16 protein-coding genes are annotated in these 18521 nt (G+C 62.6%); 13 read left to right on the top strand and 3 right to left on the bottom strand.

Annotated elements, in window-relative coordinates:
• Window positions 1–19 precede the first annotated feature (19 nt).
• Genes ABH922_RS06630 through ABH922_RS06620 form a run of 3 tightly spaced genes read right to left on the bottom strand, consistent with a single transcriptional unit; the run spans window position 20 to window position 3721 of the window.
• Window positions 20–1477 carry a vWA domain-containing protein gene (locus tag ABH922_RS06630; RefSeq protein ID WP_424806159.1) on the bottom strand — a complete coding sequence of 486 codons (1458 nt, stop codon included), beginning with the start codon at window positions 1475–1477 and terminating at the stop codon, window positions 20–22.
• Window positions 1478–1485: 8 nt separating this feature from the next.
• Window positions 1486–2373 (bottom strand): AAA family ATPase, encoded by an 888-nt coding sequence (locus ABH922_RS06625; protein ID WP_424806158.1) that lies wholly within the window; start codon window positions 2371–2373, stop codon window positions 1486–1488.
• A 40-nt stretch (window positions 2374–2413) separates the two neighbouring features.
• A complete protein-coding gene (locus ABH922_RS06620; RefSeq protein WP_424806157.1) occupies window positions 2414–3721 on the bottom strand; it encodes a glutamate-5-semialdehyde dehydrogenase in 1308 nt (435 codons plus the stop codon).
• 240 nt (window positions 3722–3961) lie between these two features.
• Here ABH922_RS06620 and ABH922_RS06615 point away from each other — a divergent pair, with 240 nt between their 5' ends.
• From ABH922_RS06615 to ABH922_RS06555, 13 genes are all read left to right on the top strand, one after another.
• Window positions 3962–5065, top strand: coding sequence for an NADH:flavin oxidoreductase/NADH oxidase (locus tag ABH922_RS06615; RefSeq protein WP_424806156.1), 1104 nt, complete (start codon window positions 3962–3964; stop codon window positions 5063–5065).
• A 243-nt stretch (window positions 5066–5308) separates the two neighbouring features.
• A complete protein-coding gene (locus tag ABH922_RS06610) occupies window positions 5309–6745 on the top strand; it encodes an MFS transporter (RefSeq protein ID WP_424806155.1) in 1437 nt (478 codons plus the stop codon).
• 214 nt (window positions 6746–6959) lie between these two features.
• A complete protein-coding gene (locus tag ABH922_RS06605) occupies window positions 6960–8000 on the top strand; it encodes an FkbO/Hyg5 family chorismatase (RefSeq protein ID WP_424806154.1) in 1041 nt (346 codons plus the stop codon).
• Entirely contained in the window at window positions 7997–9175 is a 1179-nt protein-coding gene (locus tag ABH922_RS06600; protein ID WP_424806153.1) for a 3-deoxy-7-phosphoheptulonate synthase, read from the top strand. The genes ABH922_RS06605 and ABH922_RS06600 overlap by 4 nt, the downstream gene beginning before the upstream one ends.
• A gap of 23 nt (window positions 9176–9198) precedes the next feature.
• Window positions 9199–10191 (top strand): LLM class flavin-dependent oxidoreductase, encoded by a 993-nt coding sequence (locus tag ABH922_RS06595; protein ID WP_424806152.1) that lies wholly within the window; start codon window positions 9199–9201, stop codon window positions 10189–10191.
• Window positions 10188–11378 (top strand): MFS transporter, encoded by a 1191-nt coding sequence (locus tag ABH922_RS06590; protein ID WP_424806151.1) that lies wholly within the window; start codon window positions 10188–10190, stop codon window positions 11376–11378. Before ABH922_RS06595 ends, ABH922_RS06590 begins: the two co-directional genes overlap by 4 nt.
• A gap of 61 nt (window positions 11379–11439) precedes the next feature.
• A complete protein-coding gene (locus ABH922_RS06585; protein WP_424806150.1) occupies window positions 11440–12321 on the top strand; it encodes a ribokinase in 882 nt (293 codons plus the stop codon).
• A 217-nt stretch (window positions 12322–12538) separates the two neighbouring features.
• Window positions 12539–13015, top strand: a complete 477-nt coding sequence (locus tag ABH922_RS06580) for a GyrI-like domain-containing protein (RefSeq protein ID WP_424806149.1) — start codon at window positions 12539–12541, stop codon at window positions 13013–13015.
• 39 nt (window positions 13016–13054) lie between these two features.
• Window positions 13055–15154, top strand: a complete 2100-nt coding sequence (locus tag ABH922_RS06575; RefSeq protein WP_424806148.1) for a RecQ family ATP-dependent DNA helicase — start codon at window positions 13055–13057, stop codon at window positions 15152–15154.
• A gap of 159 nt (window positions 15155–15313) precedes the next feature.
• Window positions 15314–15829, top strand: a complete 516-nt coding sequence (ectA, locus tag ABH922_RS06570) for a diaminobutyrate acetyltransferase (RefSeq protein WP_424806147.1) — start codon at window positions 15314–15316, stop codon at window positions 15827–15829.
• Between the two features lie 50 nt (window positions 15830–15879).
• Window positions 15880–17142 (top strand): diaminobutyrate--2-oxoglutarate transaminase, encoded by a 1263-nt coding sequence (gene ectB, locus ABH922_RS06565; protein WP_424806146.1) that lies wholly within the window; start codon window positions 15880–15882, stop codon window positions 17140–17142.
• Window positions 17143–17155: 13 nt separating this feature from the next.
• Window positions 17156–17554, top strand: coding sequence for an ectoine synthase (locus tag ABH922_RS06560; RefSeq protein WP_424806145.1), 399 nt, complete (start codon window positions 17156–17158; stop codon window positions 17552–17554).
• Between the two features lie 10 nt (window positions 17555–17564).
• Window positions 17565–18497, top strand: coding sequence for a D-isomer specific 2-hydroxyacid dehydrogenase family protein (locus ABH922_RS06555; protein WP_424806144.1), 933 nt, complete (start codon window positions 17565–17567; stop codon window positions 18495–18497).
• Window positions 18498–18521 lie beyond the last annotated feature (24 nt).

The following is an 18521-nucleotide window of genomic DNA, read 5'->3' as shown; positions in this document are numbered from 1 at the left end:
GAGAGAGCAGCTTACGTGCTCAGACCGGGAGAAGGCCGGATACGACCTCCGCCAACTGTGACGCGGAGCGGCACTCGTGCATGCTGATGACCTCGTTGTACACCTTGGCCGCGGAGTCACCCGTTCCCCACTGTCCCTTCGGTTCGGGATTGAGCCAGTGCGCGTGCTTGGCGACGGCCACCATGTGCGCGAGTGAACCGAGGTTGGGATCTCGGTAGTTGTTCCGCCCGTCCCCGAGTACCAGCAGCGAGGTGCGACTGGTGATGGACTGCGCGAACTTCTCCTGGAAGACACCGAACGCATGACCGTAATCGGAGTGGCCGTCATAGGTGATCAGTTCGGCTTCGCGCACCATTCGCGACATCGCGGAACCCAGATCGGCGTTGGAGTCGAAGAACCGGGTGACCTCGTCGGTGGTGTCGATGAACGCGAACACTCGCACCCGCGAGAACTGCTCTCGCAGCGCGTTCACCAGAAGCAGCGTGAAGTGGCTGAATCCGGCCACCGATCCTGACACGTCACACATGACGACGAGCTCAGGGCGAGCCCGCTTCGGCTTGCGCTGCACCAGGTCGATCGGGACGCCGCCGGTGGACATCGATTTCCGCAATGTGCGACGCAGGTCGATAGAACCTGCTCGGCTGCGGCTACGGCGAACGGCCAACCGGCTCGCCAGTAGTCGGGCGAGCGGCGCCACGTTCTTCTTGAGGGTCGTCAGTTCGGCGTCCGATGCGCGCAGGAAGTCGACCTCTTCCGCCAGTTTCGGGACCGAATAGGTCGCGACGCGCTCCTTGCCGAGGTTTTCGGCCGTGCGTCGACGCGTTTCCTTCTCGACCATCTTGCGGAAGTCCGCGATACGCTGCGCGGCAGTGCGCTTGGCCACCTCCGACTGGTAGTCGGAATTGTCCTTGCCTTCGGCTCCACCGTTCTGGTTGCCGAGCATTCCCTGCAAGATCTTGTTCAGCAGAGTTTCCGGAGCCACGTCCCGAAGTGCCTGGTAGGCGGAGAAGGACGGGCCGTTGTTGGACTGGTACTGCCCGAGCTCCTCGACCATCGCCGCGGTGAGCAATTCGGTCAGATTCATGGACTCGTCGCTGCCGTCGGCCAACAGTTCGGCGATCAGCTCGCGCAACGCCTGCATGTCCACCGTGCCGTCGGGCTTGCGTGGCAACGTGAGATCGACACCGGCCGAATCCCGTTCACCCGTCGCTCGGGGAAACCAGAGGTCGAAGACCGCGTCGAACGTCGCTCGGTGAGTGGGCCGACGCAGTAGCGAACACGCGAGACCTTCACGCAGCGACTCTCGGTCCAGCAGGTCGAGAACCGACATCACCCGGCCGGCGTCGACGGTCTCGGACGGTCCGACCATGATGCCGCGCCGCCGGAGGGCCTCGACGAAGTCCACGAGGTGACCGGGCAGGCCGTACGGGGCGGCCGGGCCACCCGATGCCGACGGTGTCGATCCCGCGAGAGTCATGGCAGACCTCAGTTCAACCGGAGTTCGGCGGTGGCCCGCACCTGATCGGACTGGTGTTTGAGGATGACGCCGAGGGTGGCTCGCACGGCATCGTCGTCGAGGGTGTCCATACCCAGAGCCAGAAGGGTACGTCCCCAGTCGATGGTTTCCGAGACCGACGGCACCTTCTTGAGCTGCATTCCGCGCAGCACCCGAATCGTGTTGACCAACTGTTCGGCGATCGCCTCGGGTAGTTCCGGGACGCGACTGGCGAGGATGCGGCGCTCGAGATCGGCGTCGGGGAAATCCAGGTGCAGGAACAGGCAGCGACGCTTGAGCGCCTCGGACAGCTCGCGGGTGGCGTTGGACGTCAGCACCGTGAACGGTTTGCGGGTGGCGGTGATGGTTCCCAGTTCGGGAATGGTGACCGCGAAGTCGCTGAGCACTTCGAGGAGGAGCCCCTCGATCTCGACATCGGCCTTGTCGGTCTCGTCGATCAGCAGAACCGTCGGATCCTCGCGCCGGATCGCCTTGAGCAACGGCCGCGAGAGCAAGAACTCCTCCGAGAACACGTCCGCCTTGGTCGAATCCCAACTGTTCTCGCTCGACCCGGCCGACTGAATCCGCAGAATTTGCTTCGCATGGTTCCACTCGTACAGCGCACGCGCCTCGTCGACGCCCTCGTAGCACTGCAGGCGCACCAACTCGGCGCCGGTGGTCTGGGCGACGGCACGGGCCAGTTCCGTCTTTCCCACGCCGGCCGGGCCCTCGATGAGCAGAGGTTTACCGAGTCGATCGGCAAGGAACACCGCCGTGGCTGTGCCTTTGTCCGCCAAGTAGCCGGTCTCGGCCAGTCGAGCGGACACGTCGTCGACGCTCGCGAACAGGGGTGTCGTGTCGGGAAGAGCTCGGTCCACGGGATTCTCCTTCAAAGGTGGTGCAAGTCCGGACGAGCGATCAGGGTCGGGTGTGCCCGTCGCCCCAGACGATCCATTTGGTGGACGTCAGTTCCGACAACCCCATCGGCCCGCGAGCATGCAGCTTCTGGGTGGAGATGCCGATCTCGGCTCCGAAACCGAATTGCTCGCCGTCGGTGAAGGCGGTAGATGCGTTGACCATGACCGCTGCCGCGTCGACACGAGCGGTGAACTCGCGGGCGGCGGCCAGATCGCCGGTCACGATGGCTTCGGTGTGGCCGGTGCCGTACCGATCGATGTGTTCTACTGCCGCATCCAGATTCTCGACGACTTTGAGCGCGACGTCGAGGGTGAGATATTCCTTCGACCAGTCCTCCTCCGTCGCGGGAACCAGCCCGGCCAGATCACCGTGTACGACGACGTCGTGCATCTGCAGCGCCTGCAGCAGTTGTGGCACAGCGGTCTCGGCGATGGCCTTGTCGATCAGGATCGTCTCGGCGGTGTTGCACACACTGGGACGACGGGTCTTGGCGTTGATCACGATCTTCTCGGCCATCAGCAGGTCGGCGGACGAGTGCACGTACACGTGGCAGTTTCCGACGCCGGTTTCGATGGTGGGGACCGTCGCATCCCGAACGACTGCGTTGATGAGGCCGGCTCCGCCGCGCGGGATGACGACGTCGACCAGACCACGGGCCTGGATGAGGTGGGTGACCGTCGATCGGTCCGCGCTGGGCAGCAACTGGACCGCGTCCTCGGGGAGCTCCTGTGCGGCCAGCGACGCGCGCAAAGCCGTCACCAGAGCTTCGTTGGATTTGACTGCGGACGACGAACCACGAAGCAGCGCAGCATTTCCCGATTTGAGGGTCAGGCCGAATGCGTCGACGGTGACGTTGGGGCGAGCCTCGTAGACCATTCCGACGACGCCGAGAGGTACCCGCTGTTGACGCAGTTCCAGACCGTTGGGCAACGTCGATCCGCGCAACACCTCACCGATGGGGTCTGGCAGTCCGGCAACCTGACGCAAGCCGGACGCGATTCCTTCGATGCGCGGCGCCGTCAGCCGAAGTCGATCGAGCAGCGATTCCTCGGTGCCCGCTGCCTTCGCGGTGCCAATGTCCACGGCGTTGGCCTCGAGAATCCGGCCGGTGGCGGCGAGAATCGCATCGGCTGCAGCGTGTAGTGCAGCGTCTTTCTGCGCGGTGGTGAGCAGAGCGAGAACACGTGAAGCCGTGCGCGCCCGGCGAGCGGCGTCGTGGACCACGGATTTGGTGTCGGATGCGTCCGAGCCGGCGGTTTCCACTCCAGGTGCTCCGGCGGTTTCCGCTCCAGGTGCTACAGCAGTCATGAATACACATTAACCACCGGCGGTTCCGTGAGAGAACCGCTGGGTGACGAACGAGAGCGCATGAGCCGTCGCGCGGACACCGTTTTCCTCGACGAGGCACCCCCGACGGCGCTCCGGGCACCTGTACTGCTCGCCCGGCCGGTGCCTGTCGCATTCGAATCACCGCGGGGAATGATTCGCCCGCAGCGGTGTTGCAGTTGGGGCGATCGCCCTATTCGAGTTCATGTCAGGAGCCTGCAAGTGAGTGTGCTGTTCGAGCCCCTAACCCTCCGTGGTGTCACCTTTCCCAATCGTGTGTGGATGGCACCGATGTGCCAGTACTCGGCCGACGTGATCGGCGACCAGGTGGGAGTGCCCAACGAGTGGCATCGAACGCATCTGGTGAGCCGGGCGATCGGCGGCGCGGGGTTGATCATCGCCGAGGCCACGGCCGTGAGCCCGGAAGGTCGGATCAGTGCAGCCGATCTCGGGTTGTGGAACGAAACCCAGGCCCGCGCGTTCGCGGAGATCGTCGCGCAGATCCAGTACTTCGGTGCAGTTCCGGGGATCCAGCTCGCACATGCCGGCCGGAAGGCCTCGACGCAGGTGCCGTGGCGCGGCGGCAAGAGCCTGGACGCCGACGACCGCCTGTCGTGGCCGACGGTTGCGCCCAGTGCAGTTCCGTTCGGCGAACTCACCGCACCTTCCGAACTGAGCATCGAAGCCATTGCCGGGATCGTCGCGGATTTCGCTGCGGCAGCCACCCGCGCCCTTCAGGCGGAGTTCAAGGTCATCGAGATTCATGCCGCACACGGTTATCTGGTTCACCAATTCCTTTCGCCGGAGAGCAACAAGCGCACCGATCAGTACGGCGGCAGCTTCGACAACCGGATTCGGCTGCTCCTCGACATCCTCACTGCGGTCCGTGAGGTGTGGCCCGCCGAGTTACCGCTGTTCGTCCGTCTGTCCGCCACCGACTGGCTGACGGAGGAGCGCGGACTCGACGTCGACAGCTGGACGGTCGATCAGAGCGTGGCCCTCGCCAACATCCTCGCCGATTACGGAGTCGATCTGATCGACGTCTCCAGTGGCGGAAACTCCGCTGCCGCGTCTGTTCCGGTCGAGCCCGGCTACCAGGTGCCGTTCGCGCGGCGGGTGCAGAACGAGAGCCTGCTCCCGGCGGCTGCGGTAGGGCTGATTACCGAACCGGAGCAAGCCGAGAAGATCGTCGAGGACGGCAGCGCGACGGCAGTGCTCCTCGGCCGCGAGTTACTGCGCGACCCCTACTGGCCACGACGCGCCGCTCGCGAACTCGACGCCGCCGTGGGGACGCAGGTTCCGGCGCAGTACGCGCGCGCTTTCTAGGACGACAATCGTTTTCCGCTCCCACCTTTGGTAGCGTTGGCGTCTTACTTGCCGGCAGTCCGGAGCCTCTCAGGGCTCCGGGCACTGCCGCGGGCCAGAGCCGGACGACGGGGGTCGTCTCGAGCCACAGGGCATCGCGGTCACATGTTCCCGACCGGCACATCGGCGGGTGGGCAACGAAAAGATGCGTGCATCAGGTGCGTGCCCCGCTCGGTTCGATGATTGCGTTGGGGAGCGCACTTCATGAGCACACCACACAATTCGATCAGCGCCGACGAGGTCGCGCAGTCACCCGACGTCTGTGTCACCGACGCCGCGTCTGTCACAAGGGCTGTCAAGGCCACCATGCTCGGAAATGCCATGGAATGGTTCGATTTCGGCGTCTACGCCTATCTGGCCACCACCATCGGCAAAGTGTTCTTTCCGGATGCGAGCGGCAGCGCTCAGCTTCTGTCCACTTTCGCCATCTTCGCCGCCGCCTTCGTAGTCCGACCGATCGGCGGCTTGTTCTTCGGACCGCTGGGCGACCGGATCGGCCGCAAGAAAGTGCTGGCCACCACCATAATCATGATGGCAGGCAGTACCTTCGCGATAGGTCTCGTGCCCAGTTACGAGTCGATCGGCATTCTCGCCCCCGTCCTGCTGGTACTCCTGCGATTGATGCAAGGCTTCTCCACCGGCGGCGAGTACGGCGGGGCCAGTACATTCGTCGCCGAGTACGCGCCGGACAAGCGTCGCGGCTTCTTCGCCAGCTTCCTCGAATTCGGCACTCTGGCCGGATACGTGGCTGCGGCCGGACTCGTCACGATCATCCAGACCGTCCTCAGTGAAGAAGACCTGCTGCAGTGGGGTTGGCGCATACCGTTCATCGTCGCCGGCCCTCTGGGACTTATCGGGCTGTACCTGCGACTTCGCCTCGAGGAGACGCCCGCGTTCCAGAAGATGGAGCAGGTCGAGAATCGCTCTCTCGCAGCTGAATCCACCGGAAATAAACTGCGCGAAACTCTGGTGGAGAACTGGCGTCCACTCGTTCTGTGCATAGTGCTCGTGGCGACGTACAACGTCGCCCACTACGGCCTGCTGAGTTACATGCCCACCTACCTGAGCACCACGCTCGGATACGACGAGTCACATGGCCTCGTTCTCATGATCGTCGTCATGCTCGTGATGATGGTGGGCATCAGCTTCGTCGGCAAGCTGTCAGATCGCATCGGCCGTAAACCGTTACTACTCAGCGGATTCATCGGCTTCTTCGTCTTGTCACTACCCGCCTATCTGCTGATCGGCATGGGGAGCTACGTCACGATCTTTCTCGGTCTCGCAATTCTCGGCGGCCTGCTTCTGCTGTTCGTGGGCGTATTCCCGTCCGTACTCCCGGCCTTGTTTCCGACCGGGATTCGGTACGGCGGGTTGGCAATCGGTTACAACCTTGCGGTGTCGATCTTCGGCGGCACCACTCCCCTGGTCCTGACCGCTCTGGAGAGTTCCACGGGCAGCCATCTGGTCGCACCGGTGTACATGATGATCGCGGCGGTGATCGGCGGACTCGCCGTACTGCTCATTCCCGAAACCGCCCGCAAACCGCTCGACGGCTCACCGCCGTCGGTGTCCACCGACGCGGAGGCTCGACGGGTCATCCGCAAAGCCCGCCGAAATCACCCGTTGCCGCGACAGTCCTAGACATTGAACGCGGAGGTCGATGAAATGACATGAATTGAGTCATGAACACGATCTTTGACATTACCCGCTCGTTACGTGAACATCGGAATGTGGCGCAATACCTTCAGCACAGGCGTGAATCGCGCTGTTAACCCCCCGTCAACATTCAGAGTTCCGCATCTGTGTTACTTTTGAAAAGAAACGAATCGCACCGAATAAACGGGGGTGCACGAAAATGAAAAATTCCTTGATTTCCACCTTTCACGAAATCGATTCACCCGCGAATTCACGGTCATTCGACGGGGAAGTTCTAGGCCAAATAGTATTCGGCGGTGACTCCGGCCTGCGAGAGTCGGCAACAGGCGCACCAATTCTGGATATACCCATGTCATCGGACGGGTTCGATTCATTCACCGAAACCTGGATCACAAATCGGTCAGTGACCTGTGGCACATCCGGAGATCTGGCGTATTCCTACGACGGCGAATACTTCTTCTGCGTAGCTCGAATACCGGAAGCCGGCGAATACGCGAATGCAACACGATCTGTGTACGAGCAGGCCTTTCGCCTGATTGCCGAATACAACTATCAAAACATCTTTCGAATGTGGAATTTTGTCGGCGGGATAGTCGAAAAAAATTCACAGGGAATGGAAATATATCGGGACTTCGTTTCCGGACGATCAGAAGCATTCAAGTCGTACGGGGACGGTACCGGTCGGATGCCGGCAGCAACGGGTATAGGCACGCGCGCCCGTGGAATTTCCATCTGCTTCCTGGCCGCCCGAAATGGAAAGCCGATCGACCTCGAAAACAAGCGCCAAGTTCCCGCATACCGGTATCCGAAGGCCTACGGCCCCGAGTCTCCTAGTTTCGCAAGAGCCACACTTCTCGAGCATGCCGGAAAAAGCGAAACGGCGGACGAAGTCGACGAGACGCTGTTCGTGTCCGGGACTGCAAGCATCATCGGCCACGAAACAGTCCATCGTGACAACGTAGGGTTGCAAACCGCAACGGTGTTGGACAACATCGCCGAGCTGATCGGATCCGAAAACCTTGCATCCGTGGGGCGCGCGTCCGAATTCCGGCTGGATGATCTGCGCAGAGTCAAGGTCTACGTCAAGAACGAGATCGACGCGCCCGAAGTGAAATCTGTGGTCACCGCTCGGCTCGGCGTCGATGTCGACGTCAAATACCTCAATGTCGCGGTGTGCAGAGACGACCTTCTCGTCGAGATCGAAGGCTTGATCCCCGGGTCGCACTGGGACCAGACATGACCGACTCGACCCGCAGCTACGTCCGAGATGAACACAGCATCTCCCAACAGCCCGATTGGGACACTCATCCGGATCGTGTTCACGCGGTATCAGAGCTTTCGACTCACAAACCTCTGGTCCGGATCGAGGACTTCGACGAGCTGTATCGCCAACTCGAACAGGTTGCGAACGGAGGAGCACACGTACTCCAGATCGGTGACTGCGCTGAGAATCTAGCTGAAGACTCAGCCGCCCACCATCTTCGCAAGACAGACTTTCTCGCACTCATGAGTCGGAAGCTGGGCGGCTCGGCTGCTGTACCTGTGGTGGGCATCGGCAGAATCGGTGGCCAATTCGCAAAACCGAGAACCAATCCGACAGAAATGATCGGCAACGTCGAATTACCGTCTTTCAAAGGCGAATTGATCAATTCCCCTGATGCGACGGTGAGCGGTAGAGCCCATGACCCACTCCGTATGGTTTCGGTACGCAACGCCAGTCGACATGCCATCGACCACCTCGCCGAGGTGCGGCGAGGCACCGGCCACGACACCATGGGTCCCTGGTCCAGCCACGAAGCACTGGTCCTGGACTACGAACGCCCCCAAATTCGCGAAAACAACAAAGGTATAAGGTATCTCACGTCTACACATGTGCCGTGGATCGGAAATCGCACTCGGTCCCTCGACTCGGCTCACGTAGCGTTGATGGCATCCGTCGCCAACCCGGTCGGAATCAAGATAGGCCCTGAGACAACTGCCGAGAGCATCGTCGCACTGTGCCACTCGATCGATCCCGACAGAATTTCGGGACGGTTGACACTGATAGCGAGGTTGGGAAACGGCACAGTGGAGTCCGTACTTCCCGCACTCGTACGAGCTGTCCAGAACGCCGGCCACAATCCGATCTGGCTGTGCGATCCTCTCCACGGGAACACACTGTCAGCTTCGAACGGCGTGAAAACTCGACGTCTAGCGGATGCGATCTCCGAGGTACAACAGTTCTGCACGTCGTTCGACGCCAGCGGAGCTCGCCCTTCCGGCCTACATCTGGAGACCGCTTCGCACCATGTAACCGAGTGCACCGGTGCAGGAGTCGTAGAATCCGATCTCCTCTCGTCCACGTACGAGACCTTGTGCGATCCGCGGCTGAATCCGGAACAAACCGAGCAAGTTATCAGTGCCTTCACACGATAAGGCAGATCCAAGGATGCGGAACCATGTCGACCATGAATCACAGCATCAAAATCGGTGTCGTCCTACCAGGGCGCGAGGCAGCCGTCGACTCCACTGACTATCCGGAGAAGATACCGCAGTTGGCTGCACGTGCTGAGCAGTTGGGCTTCGATTCCCTGTGGGCCGGTGAGTCTCCGCTAGCTCGGTCGAGGATGAATCCACTGCTCTCACTGGCGGCAGCGGCGGCGGTCACTACCGACATCACCCTCGGAACAGCCGTATTGATGCCCTTGAGACCGCCAGTTCAACTTGCGCACGAATTGGCATGTCTGGACCGGATGTCGAACGGGCGAATCGTGGCAGGACTCGGTTCCGGATTCGCATCGTCCGCCACCGAACGAGAATTCTCCGCATACGGGCTGTCGTTCCAGGATCGGGCTCGATCCATGACGGAGAGCGCCGAAATCTGCCGTCGGCTGTGGCAAGCCCAGTCCGCGCCGGTCACGTTCGAAGGAAAAATTCACGAGATTCGCGATGTCTCGTTGCTCCCCAGGACAACTCGCACAATCGGAATCCCCTTGTGGATCGCTCACTCCTCGCCTCGAATGTCGAAATCCATCGGCGAGAAATACGACGGTTGGATGCCGACGAGTACCAGCCCCGAAAAATACCGAGCGGGGTGGGAGCTGATTCTCGCGGCCGGTGAGGCGGCATCTCGTGCCCACGACTCCGTGACACCGGCACTCTATCTATCCGTCGCCTCGAGCACTCGCACGAAGGTCGCCGAGGCCACGCTGTCCGCCTATTTCGGTGCTTACTACGGACTTCCGCTGGCGACGATGCGAACGACCCAGGGAATCCTCGGCGGCACGATCGACCAAGTGGCAGAGCAAGTGCAGAAGTACGTCGACGCCGGTGCCCGCCACGTTGTCTTTCGACTGGCGACGGAGAAACTCGACTACAACTCGTATGCGGACGCGTTGGACGAGGTCGGCAGCGAACTCGTCCCGCTGCTGCGAGAGCTGCAGCCACAATGACCCAGGCATCTGTCGCGACGTCGGCACATCCCGTTTCGTCCGCACGTATCTGGTGGTCGGCGTGGCCACTGACCGCGATCTTCCTCCTGTCCAACATTCCGACGCCGCTCTTCGTGATCTGGAAAGATTCGATAGGCTTCTCCACCGGAATGATGACGGTGATCTTTTCCGCTTACATCGGGGGTCTACTCGTTGCTCTGCCGATCGCTGGAGTCCTCGCGGATCGACTCGGGCGGAAGGTTGTCCTGATTCCGGCACTGGTGCTGGGGATGACGGCAAGCGTCGTGTTCGTCCTCGCGTCGAATGTCGTCATGCTCCTGGTGGGTCGACTGGTCACCGGACTGGCGGTCGGCGCCGTTGTCGCCGCCGGAATGGCCGCAGTCTCCGATGTCGCCGGGAGTCTGCGAAAACGGGAGGCGTCGCTTGCCGGATCAGTCGCGATGGGCGTAGGTCTTGCCGCTGGGCCTCTCCTGTCCGGTGCGATGTCCGAAGCCTTCGGGGCACCCACCAAGACCGTGTTCTTCCTGGAACTCGCACTCCTGGCATCTGCTGTGGTATCCGTATCCCAATTGCCTCGCTCCGCGCGAACAGTCACAACTACATGGCTCAAGGCCCCGTCCGTGCCCAAGGAGAACCGTCGCGACCTGATCCGCGGTCTTGCCGCGTACATGCCGGGAATGACGGGCACGTCGTTCATCCTTGCCTTGAGCCCGGCGATGCTGACGGAGGTGATCGGTTCGACAAATCGAATTGTCAGCGGTGCAGTTCCTTTCGTCATGTTCGGATTCAGTACCGCGGTCCAGTTCGCAATCAGACGAATGTCCATTAGCTCCACGCTTGTGTCTGCTACCGCGTTCACCGCTGTCGGAATGCTCGTATCCGTATACGCAGTCCACGACAAATCCATCCCCATCCTCGTGCTCGGCGCGATCCTGGCAGGAATCGGTCAGGGCGCAGCACAACTGGGGGCGTTTTCGGTACTGAACAGTGCCGTACCCCGAGCCAGAATCGCCGAGGCGAATTCTGCGCTGAGTTTCGGCGGGTACGTATTCGCGGGCATTGTCCCGGTGGCGTCGGGATTCGTGAGCGACAGTAGTGGGCTGACCACCAGCGCAACGATCTTCGGTGTTGCCACGGCTGTCGCTGCCATTCTGGCCTTCGGAATGCTGGCCAGGTGGCGGGACTGACTCCGCGAACGCAATTCGCGCGAGTAGAGCTCATGCGTTGCCAGACCGATAGTCTCGACTCGTGAAAGCGCCTCGGATTGTCGTCGTCGGCAGCATCAACATGGACATGGTCACCACGGTGCCACGCTTTCCGGCTCCGGGAGAAACACTGCTGGGCAACGCTTTCTCCACCACAGCTGGAGGCAAGGGCAGCAATCAGGCCGTCGCGGCGGCCAAGGCCGGCGGCGACGTCTCGTTCATCGGCGCGATCGGTGACGACGGTTTCGGCACACAACTTCGCACCATGCTCGCCGAGGCCGGAGTCGACACCGAACTGCTCCGCACCGTGAACGGGTCCACCGGCGTCGCGGCCATCACTGTCAGCGCGAACGCCGAGAACAACATCGTGGTCGTCGCCGGCGCCAACGACACGGTCTCCGAGTTGACCGAGGCCGACTTGGCCGCGATCTCGCGCGCCGACGTTCTTCTGTGTCAACTCGAGATCCCGTTGACGACGGTCACCGCCGCAGTTCGTCACGCACACGCCAACGGTACGATCGTCGTTCTCAACCCGTCACCCGTGCAGGATGTTCCGAGTGGACTGATCGATTCGGTGGACATCCTCGTCGTCAATCAGAGTGAGGCCGGGCAACTCTCCTCGATCACGGACCGTGTTCCGTATCTGGTCACCACTCTCGGAGCCGCAGGAGCAGACCTGCGCGGACCCGACGGCACCGTGCACTCCGATTCGCCACTCGTCACACCGGTCGACACCACGGGGGCCGGTGACGCGTTCACGGGCGCCTTCGCCGTCGAATGGATTCGTCATCGTGGTCGGGCGCTGCGATATGCCTGCGCCGCCGGTGGCCTCGCCACGACAATCCACGGTGCCGCGGCGTCGTCGCCGACGCGTGCCGCCGTCGAGAACCTCCTGGAAGGTCCGCTCGACTCCGACACCGGGTGAGGTCGTAGAACGGACAGTTGGCACAGCTCATCCGGATCGTGGATCCGAAGGACCTGGCGCTCACCTCGGCACAGGTGCGGGCGGGTGCCGGAATCCCCGGTGAGCGTGGCAACATGCTCACTCTGCGGCGCTCCGAACTCGACTTACGGATCCACGAGGCCTCCATGCGACCGGCGCACATCCAAGCCCGTCTACACATCATCGAAACGAGGGAAAGATGTCTGAATACGAGGTTGTGGTCAAGCCTGTTCCGGCTGTCCGGGTGGCGGAGTTGACCGGTATGGCCGCGTCGATGGAACCGTTGTCGATTGGGCCTGTGGTTCGCGGGTTGTACGAACGATTGGGCGAGCACCTCGGCCATGCCGGGCTTGTTCCCGTCGGCCCGGCCATCGCCTACTACGAGGACGCCGGTGACGGGGAGAACGTCGTCGTCCACGCCGCATTGCCGATCGACGCCGAACCGGAACGAGAGTACGAGTTCGTGATCGTCGATCTACCCACCGAAGCGCAGGTGGCCACGCTGCTGCACAAGGGATCGATGGACCACTGTCTTCAGACCTACGAAGCGTTGGCTCGGTGGATCGAAGAGGCCGGATATCGCACTGCCGGACCCCGCCGGGAGGTGACGTTGGCGTGCCCCGAGGACGTCGCCGGGTGGATCACCGAGTTGCAGGCGCCGGTCACGAAGATCTGAGACCGACATATGTCGGGAGCGTCGGGCACGATGGGCTGCATGACCACCGCCGCTGCCCCGATCCTGCGCGACGAAGCCGAGCGACTGCTCCGCGAACTCGCCGGACCCGACGCCCGCCTGCGCGAGGACCAGTGGACGGCCATCGAAGCCCTCGTGGTGCACCGTAAGCGGGCACTGGTCGTCCAGAGAACCGGTTGGGGCAAGTCGGCGGTGTACTTCATCTCCGCGAAGTTGCTGCGTGCCGCCGGGCACGGTCCGACGGTCATCGTCTCGCCGTTGTTGGCGTTGATGCGCAATCAGGTTGTCTCCGCCGAGCGCGCGGGGGTGCGAGCAGCCACCATCAACTCGGGAAACGTCACCGAATGGGACGAGATCCACGCCCGGGTGGCGGCGGGTGACCTCGACGTCCTGCTGGTCAGCCCGGAACGGCTGAACAACCCGGACTTCCGCGACCAGGTGCTCCCATCCCTTGCCGCGGACGCCGGGCTCGTGGTCGTGGACGAGGCACACTGCGTGTCCGACTGGGGCCACGACTTCCGCCCGGACTACCGACGTATCCGCACCCTCATCGCCGAACTCGGCGAGGGCATACCTGTTCTGGCCACCACCGCGACGGCCAACAACCGCGTCGTCGAGGACGTGTCGGCGCAGCTCGGTGTAGGCGGTGAGGAGACTCTCGTTCTACGCGGCGGCCTCGAACGTGAGTCGCTGCATCTGAACGTCGTACAGATTCCGGAAGCCACGGCCCGCGCGGCGTGGCTCGCCCAGACACTCGAAACTCTGCCCGGCTCTGGGATCATCTACACGCTGACGGTCTCGGCCGCTCGTGATCTGGCAAGCTTGCTGTCCGAGCGCGGGCACGTCGTGGCCGCGTACACCGGCCAGACCGACCCGACGGAACGCGAATCGCTCGAGCAAGACCTCCTGGGAAACCGGGTGAAAGCTCTGGTCGCGACATCCGCTCTCGGCATGGGTTTCGACAAACCCGACTTGGGATTCGTCATCCACCTCGGGGCACCGTCCTCACCGATCTCGTACTACCAGCAGGTCGGTCGGGCCGGTCGCAGTACCGATCGTGCCGACGTGATATTGCTCCCCGGCTCCGAGGACAAACAGATCTGGAGCTACTTCGCGTCCGTCGCATTCCCTCGCGAGCATCTTGTTCGCAGCGTCATCGAGCACCTCGACACCGAGAAGGCCACGTCGACGCCGGCACTCGAGCCGCTGGTGGAACTCAATCGCACCCGCCTGGAGATGGTGCTCAAGGTCCTCGACGTCGACGGCGCCGTCAAGCGAGTCAAGGGCGGCTGGATCAGTACCGGTCAGCAGTGGGTGTACGACGCCGAGCGATACGACCGCCTGGACAAGGCTCGACAGGCCGAACAAGACGCCATGGTCGAGTACCAACGCATCACCACCTGCCGTATGACGTTCCTGCGCGAGCAACTCGACGACCCCGGGTTGACTCCGGCGAACAGCGAGTGCGGGCGATGTGACAACTGCACCGGCACGCGTCACGACATCACCGTCGACACCGCGGCACTCGACGAAACCCGGGCGCGGCTCGAGCGGCCGGGGTTCGATCTCGAGCCGCGAAAGATGTGGCCGACCGGTCTGGCGAAGCTGGGTGTGAAGTTGTCCGGAAAGATCACCGGCGGGCCGCAACCAGGTCGGATCCTGGGACGCCTGTCGGATTTGGGCTGGGGCCAGCGTCTGCGTGCTCTCCTGGACGGACCGGACAGCGAGGTTCCGGATGCCGTGGTGAGTGCATGTGTGAGCGTCCTGGCCGCGTGGGACTGGGCGGAGCGTCCCACCGGCGTGATGGCCCTCGAGTCCGCGACCCATCCAATTCTCGTGAGAAGCCTGTCGGCGAGATTGGCCCAGGTGGGAAGGCTTGCAGATCTCGGGGAGTTGCGTCTGCGTCCCGACCACCCGCCGGTGTCCGCTGCGAACTCGGCCTATCGCGTCGCCGGGTTGGTCGACGCCTGGGAGGTTCCCGACCTCTCCGAGCATCATGGTCCGATCCTTCTCGTGGACACGACGGCCGACACCGGATGGACGTTCACGATGGCCGCGAGGGCGCTACGTACCGCCGGCGCGGACGCTGTACTTCCGCTCGCTCTCGCGAGCCCCAAATAGCGCCGAAGGCGCCACCTCTTCGCTTTCGGCGACCGAAAGGTTACCAAACGTGAGCACCATCACAGTTGGTGTCTCACCTGGGCGGTAGCCGGTTCTGTACGGCCCGAATCGGACAGGTGCATGACTTCGACGGCAATGATTGTTACGTTCGGATTACCGATGAAGCCTGTTGATACGAGAGCTATCCCGACCACCGCGCCGGACGCGGTGTTGTTCAGAAGCCCACAGATCGATGACGGAGTCCGGCTCTGGGAGATCGCACGAGATTCCAAGGTGCTCGATCTGAACTCGAGCTACGCATACCTGTTGTGGTGCAGGGATTTCAGCGCCACGTCGATAGTCGCCGAGGTCGATGGGCGAGTTGTCGGATTCATCTCCGGTTACTCTCGCCCGAGCGAAGCACAGACCCTGTTCGTGTGGCAGGTGGCGGTCGACGAGGAGCAGCGCGGCAAGGCAATTGCCGCCCGCATGCTCGACACACTGATGGATCGTACTGCCCCACTGGGACTTACCTGTCTCGAGACGACGATCAGCCCGGACAACACGGCGTCGATCGCACTCTTCACGGCCCTCGCGCGAGGTCGCGGAGTTCCGATCAGCAAACAAACACTGTTCGCACCCAATGATTTTCCCGATGGACACGAAGCCGAGGATCTATTTCTCGTCGGCGCCTAGTGCGGATTCGCGCTCGGTACACTGCCTGCCCCGGAGGAACACAGAAAAAAATGAACGTCAACGAAGCAAGTATTTTCGAGTCCCTCGAATCCGAAGTTCGCAGCTACTGCCGTGACTGGCCGGCGGTATTCACCACGGCATCCGGATCATGGCTCCGCGACGAGGACGGCCGCGAGTACCTCGACTTCTTCGCCGGTGCCGGGGCCCTGAACTACGGGCACAACAATCCGGTTCTCAAGTCCGCGCTGGTGGACTACATCATGAGTGACGGCATCACCCACGGTCTCGACATGTCCACCGTTGCCAAACGGGAGTTCCTGGAAACCTTTCAGCGCACCATCCTCGAGCCCCGCGGGCTGGACTACAAGGTTCAGTTCCCCGGCCCGACCGGCTCCAACACCGTCGAGGCGGCACTCAAACTGGCCCGCAAGGTCACCGGCCGTGAGGCAATCATCAACTTCACCAACGCATTCCACGGAATGACGTTGGGCGCGCTGTCCGTGACCGGCAATTCGATGAAGCGCGCGGGCGCCGGCGTTCCACTGGTGCACACGACGCCGATGCCGTTCGACAACTACTTCGACGGCGTCACCGAGGATTTCCACTGGTTCTCGCGAGTACTCGACGACTCCGGCAGCGGCATCAACCGGCCCGCCGCCGTCATCGTGGAAACAGTTCAAGGCGAGGGTGGAGTGAATGTCGCTCGCCCCGAGTGGCTTCGGGCTCTGGCAACCCTGTGCTCGGATCGGGGCATCCTCCTGATCGTCGACGATGTCCAGATGGGTTGTGGACGTACCGGCCCGTTCTTCTCGTTCGAGGAAGCCGGCATAGTGCCGGACATCGTCACTCTGTCCAAGTCGATCAGCGGCTACGGGATGCCGATGGCCCTGACCCTGTTCAAGCGCGAGTTGGACGTCTGGGGGCCGGGCGAGCACAACGGCACTTTCCGCGGTAACAATCCCGCCTTCGTCACTTCCAAAGTCGCTCTCGATCACTACTGGTCCGACGACGCACTGAGCAAGTCGACCATGCGCAAGGGTGCACGCATCAGCGAGTGCTTCGCAAATCTGTCCGACCAGTTCCCCGGCGAGGTATCGCATCGCGGCCGCGGCCTCGTGCAAGGTCTTGTCTTCGAACAGCCCGAGCGCGCGGGCAAGGTCTGCCAGCTGGCATTCGACGAGGGATTGCTGGCCGAGACGTCCGGACCTTCGGACCAGGTGGTGAAACTGCTTCCGGCCCTGACGATTGCCGACGACGAACTCGAGCACGGCCTGTCGATCCTGGCCGAGGCTACGCTCAAGGTCTGCAGCTAGAGAAAGGATCACCGTGATCGTTCGTACTACCTCCGAGATCACCGACACCGACCGCGACATCACCAGCGAGGACGGCAACTGGCGCAGCAAACGCATCGTCCTGGGCGGTGACCGCGTCGGATTCTCCTTCCACGAGACCACCATCAAGGCCGGTTCGGTCAACGAGTTCCACTACGCCAATCACGTCGAGGCCGTGTGGCTCGTCGAGGGCACCGGCAAGTTGATCGACCTGGACAACGGCACAGAATACGACCTGGCACCCGGTTCGATGTACCTTCTCGACGGTCACGAACGCCACCGGGTGGAGCCGGAGACCGAGATGCGGATGCTGTGCGTCTTCAATCCCCCGGTCACCGGTCGCGAAGTGCACGACGAGAACGGCGTTTACCCACTTGTCGAGGTGCCCGCGTAGCGTCCCTTTCATGGCAATCGACACCACACCCCGTGTAGCGATCGGCCCTGCCCCCGACGCACTGCTCGAAAGTGCAGTCGTCAGGGGTGGTGGCCTGATCAGTCCCATCGAGTCCGCCGACGCCGTTGTCTGGACCGGCTCACCCGAATCCTTCCCCACCGCATTGCCTTCGACGGTGCGCTGGGTGCAGCTGTCCTCGGCAGGCATCGAGGAATGGTTCGGCGCCGGAGTGATCCGTAGCGACACCGAACTCGTCTGGACGTCGGCCGCCGGCGCGTTCTCGGCCACCGTGGCCGAACACGCCCTCATGCTGCTGCTGGCCGGCGTTCGTCATCTACCCGCTCACATCGAAGCCCGGACGTGGCGTCGCGCAGAGTTCATGCCGAAAATCGGTACTCTCCGCGGCGCCACTGTGGGGATCATCGGAGCTGGAGGAATCGGCAAGGCTCTGATTCCGATGCTGGCCGCGCAGGGGGCGGACAGTATCGCGATCAACCGTTCCGGCAATCCCGTTCCCGGCGCCGTCGAAACCTGGCCGACCACCCGTGTGGACGAACTCTATTCCCGCGCGGACCACTTCGTCATCGCGGCACCGGCAACCGCGACGACGCACCATCTGATCGGCCGTGCACAACTGGCTGCAATGCAACCACATTCGTGGGTGATCAACGTTGCTCGCGGTTCCTTGATAGACACCGACGCCCTGGTGGAGGCAATCACCGAAGAGCGAATAGGCGGCGCGGGCCTCGACGTCACCGATCCCGAACCACTTCCCGACGGCCACCCACTGTGGGAACTGACCAATGCGATCATCACCCCACACGATTCCAATCCGGGAGCCATTCGACACGCTGCTCTGGCCGAGCACATCGGCAAGAACGTCGAACGCTTCGCTCGGGGCGAGACCCTCGCCGCCCTCGTCAATCCGATCGCCGGGTACTGACCCTCACTCCCGTCAGTGACGACA

The sequence above is a fragment of the Rhodococcus sp. 27YEA15 genome, from assembly GCF_049739425.1.
In the GTDB taxonomy this organism is placed as follows: Bacteria; Actinomycetota; Actinomycetes; order Mycobacteriales; family Mycobacteriaceae; genus Rhodococcus_F.
This window is presented reverse-complemented; position numbering and strand designations above follow the sequence as displayed.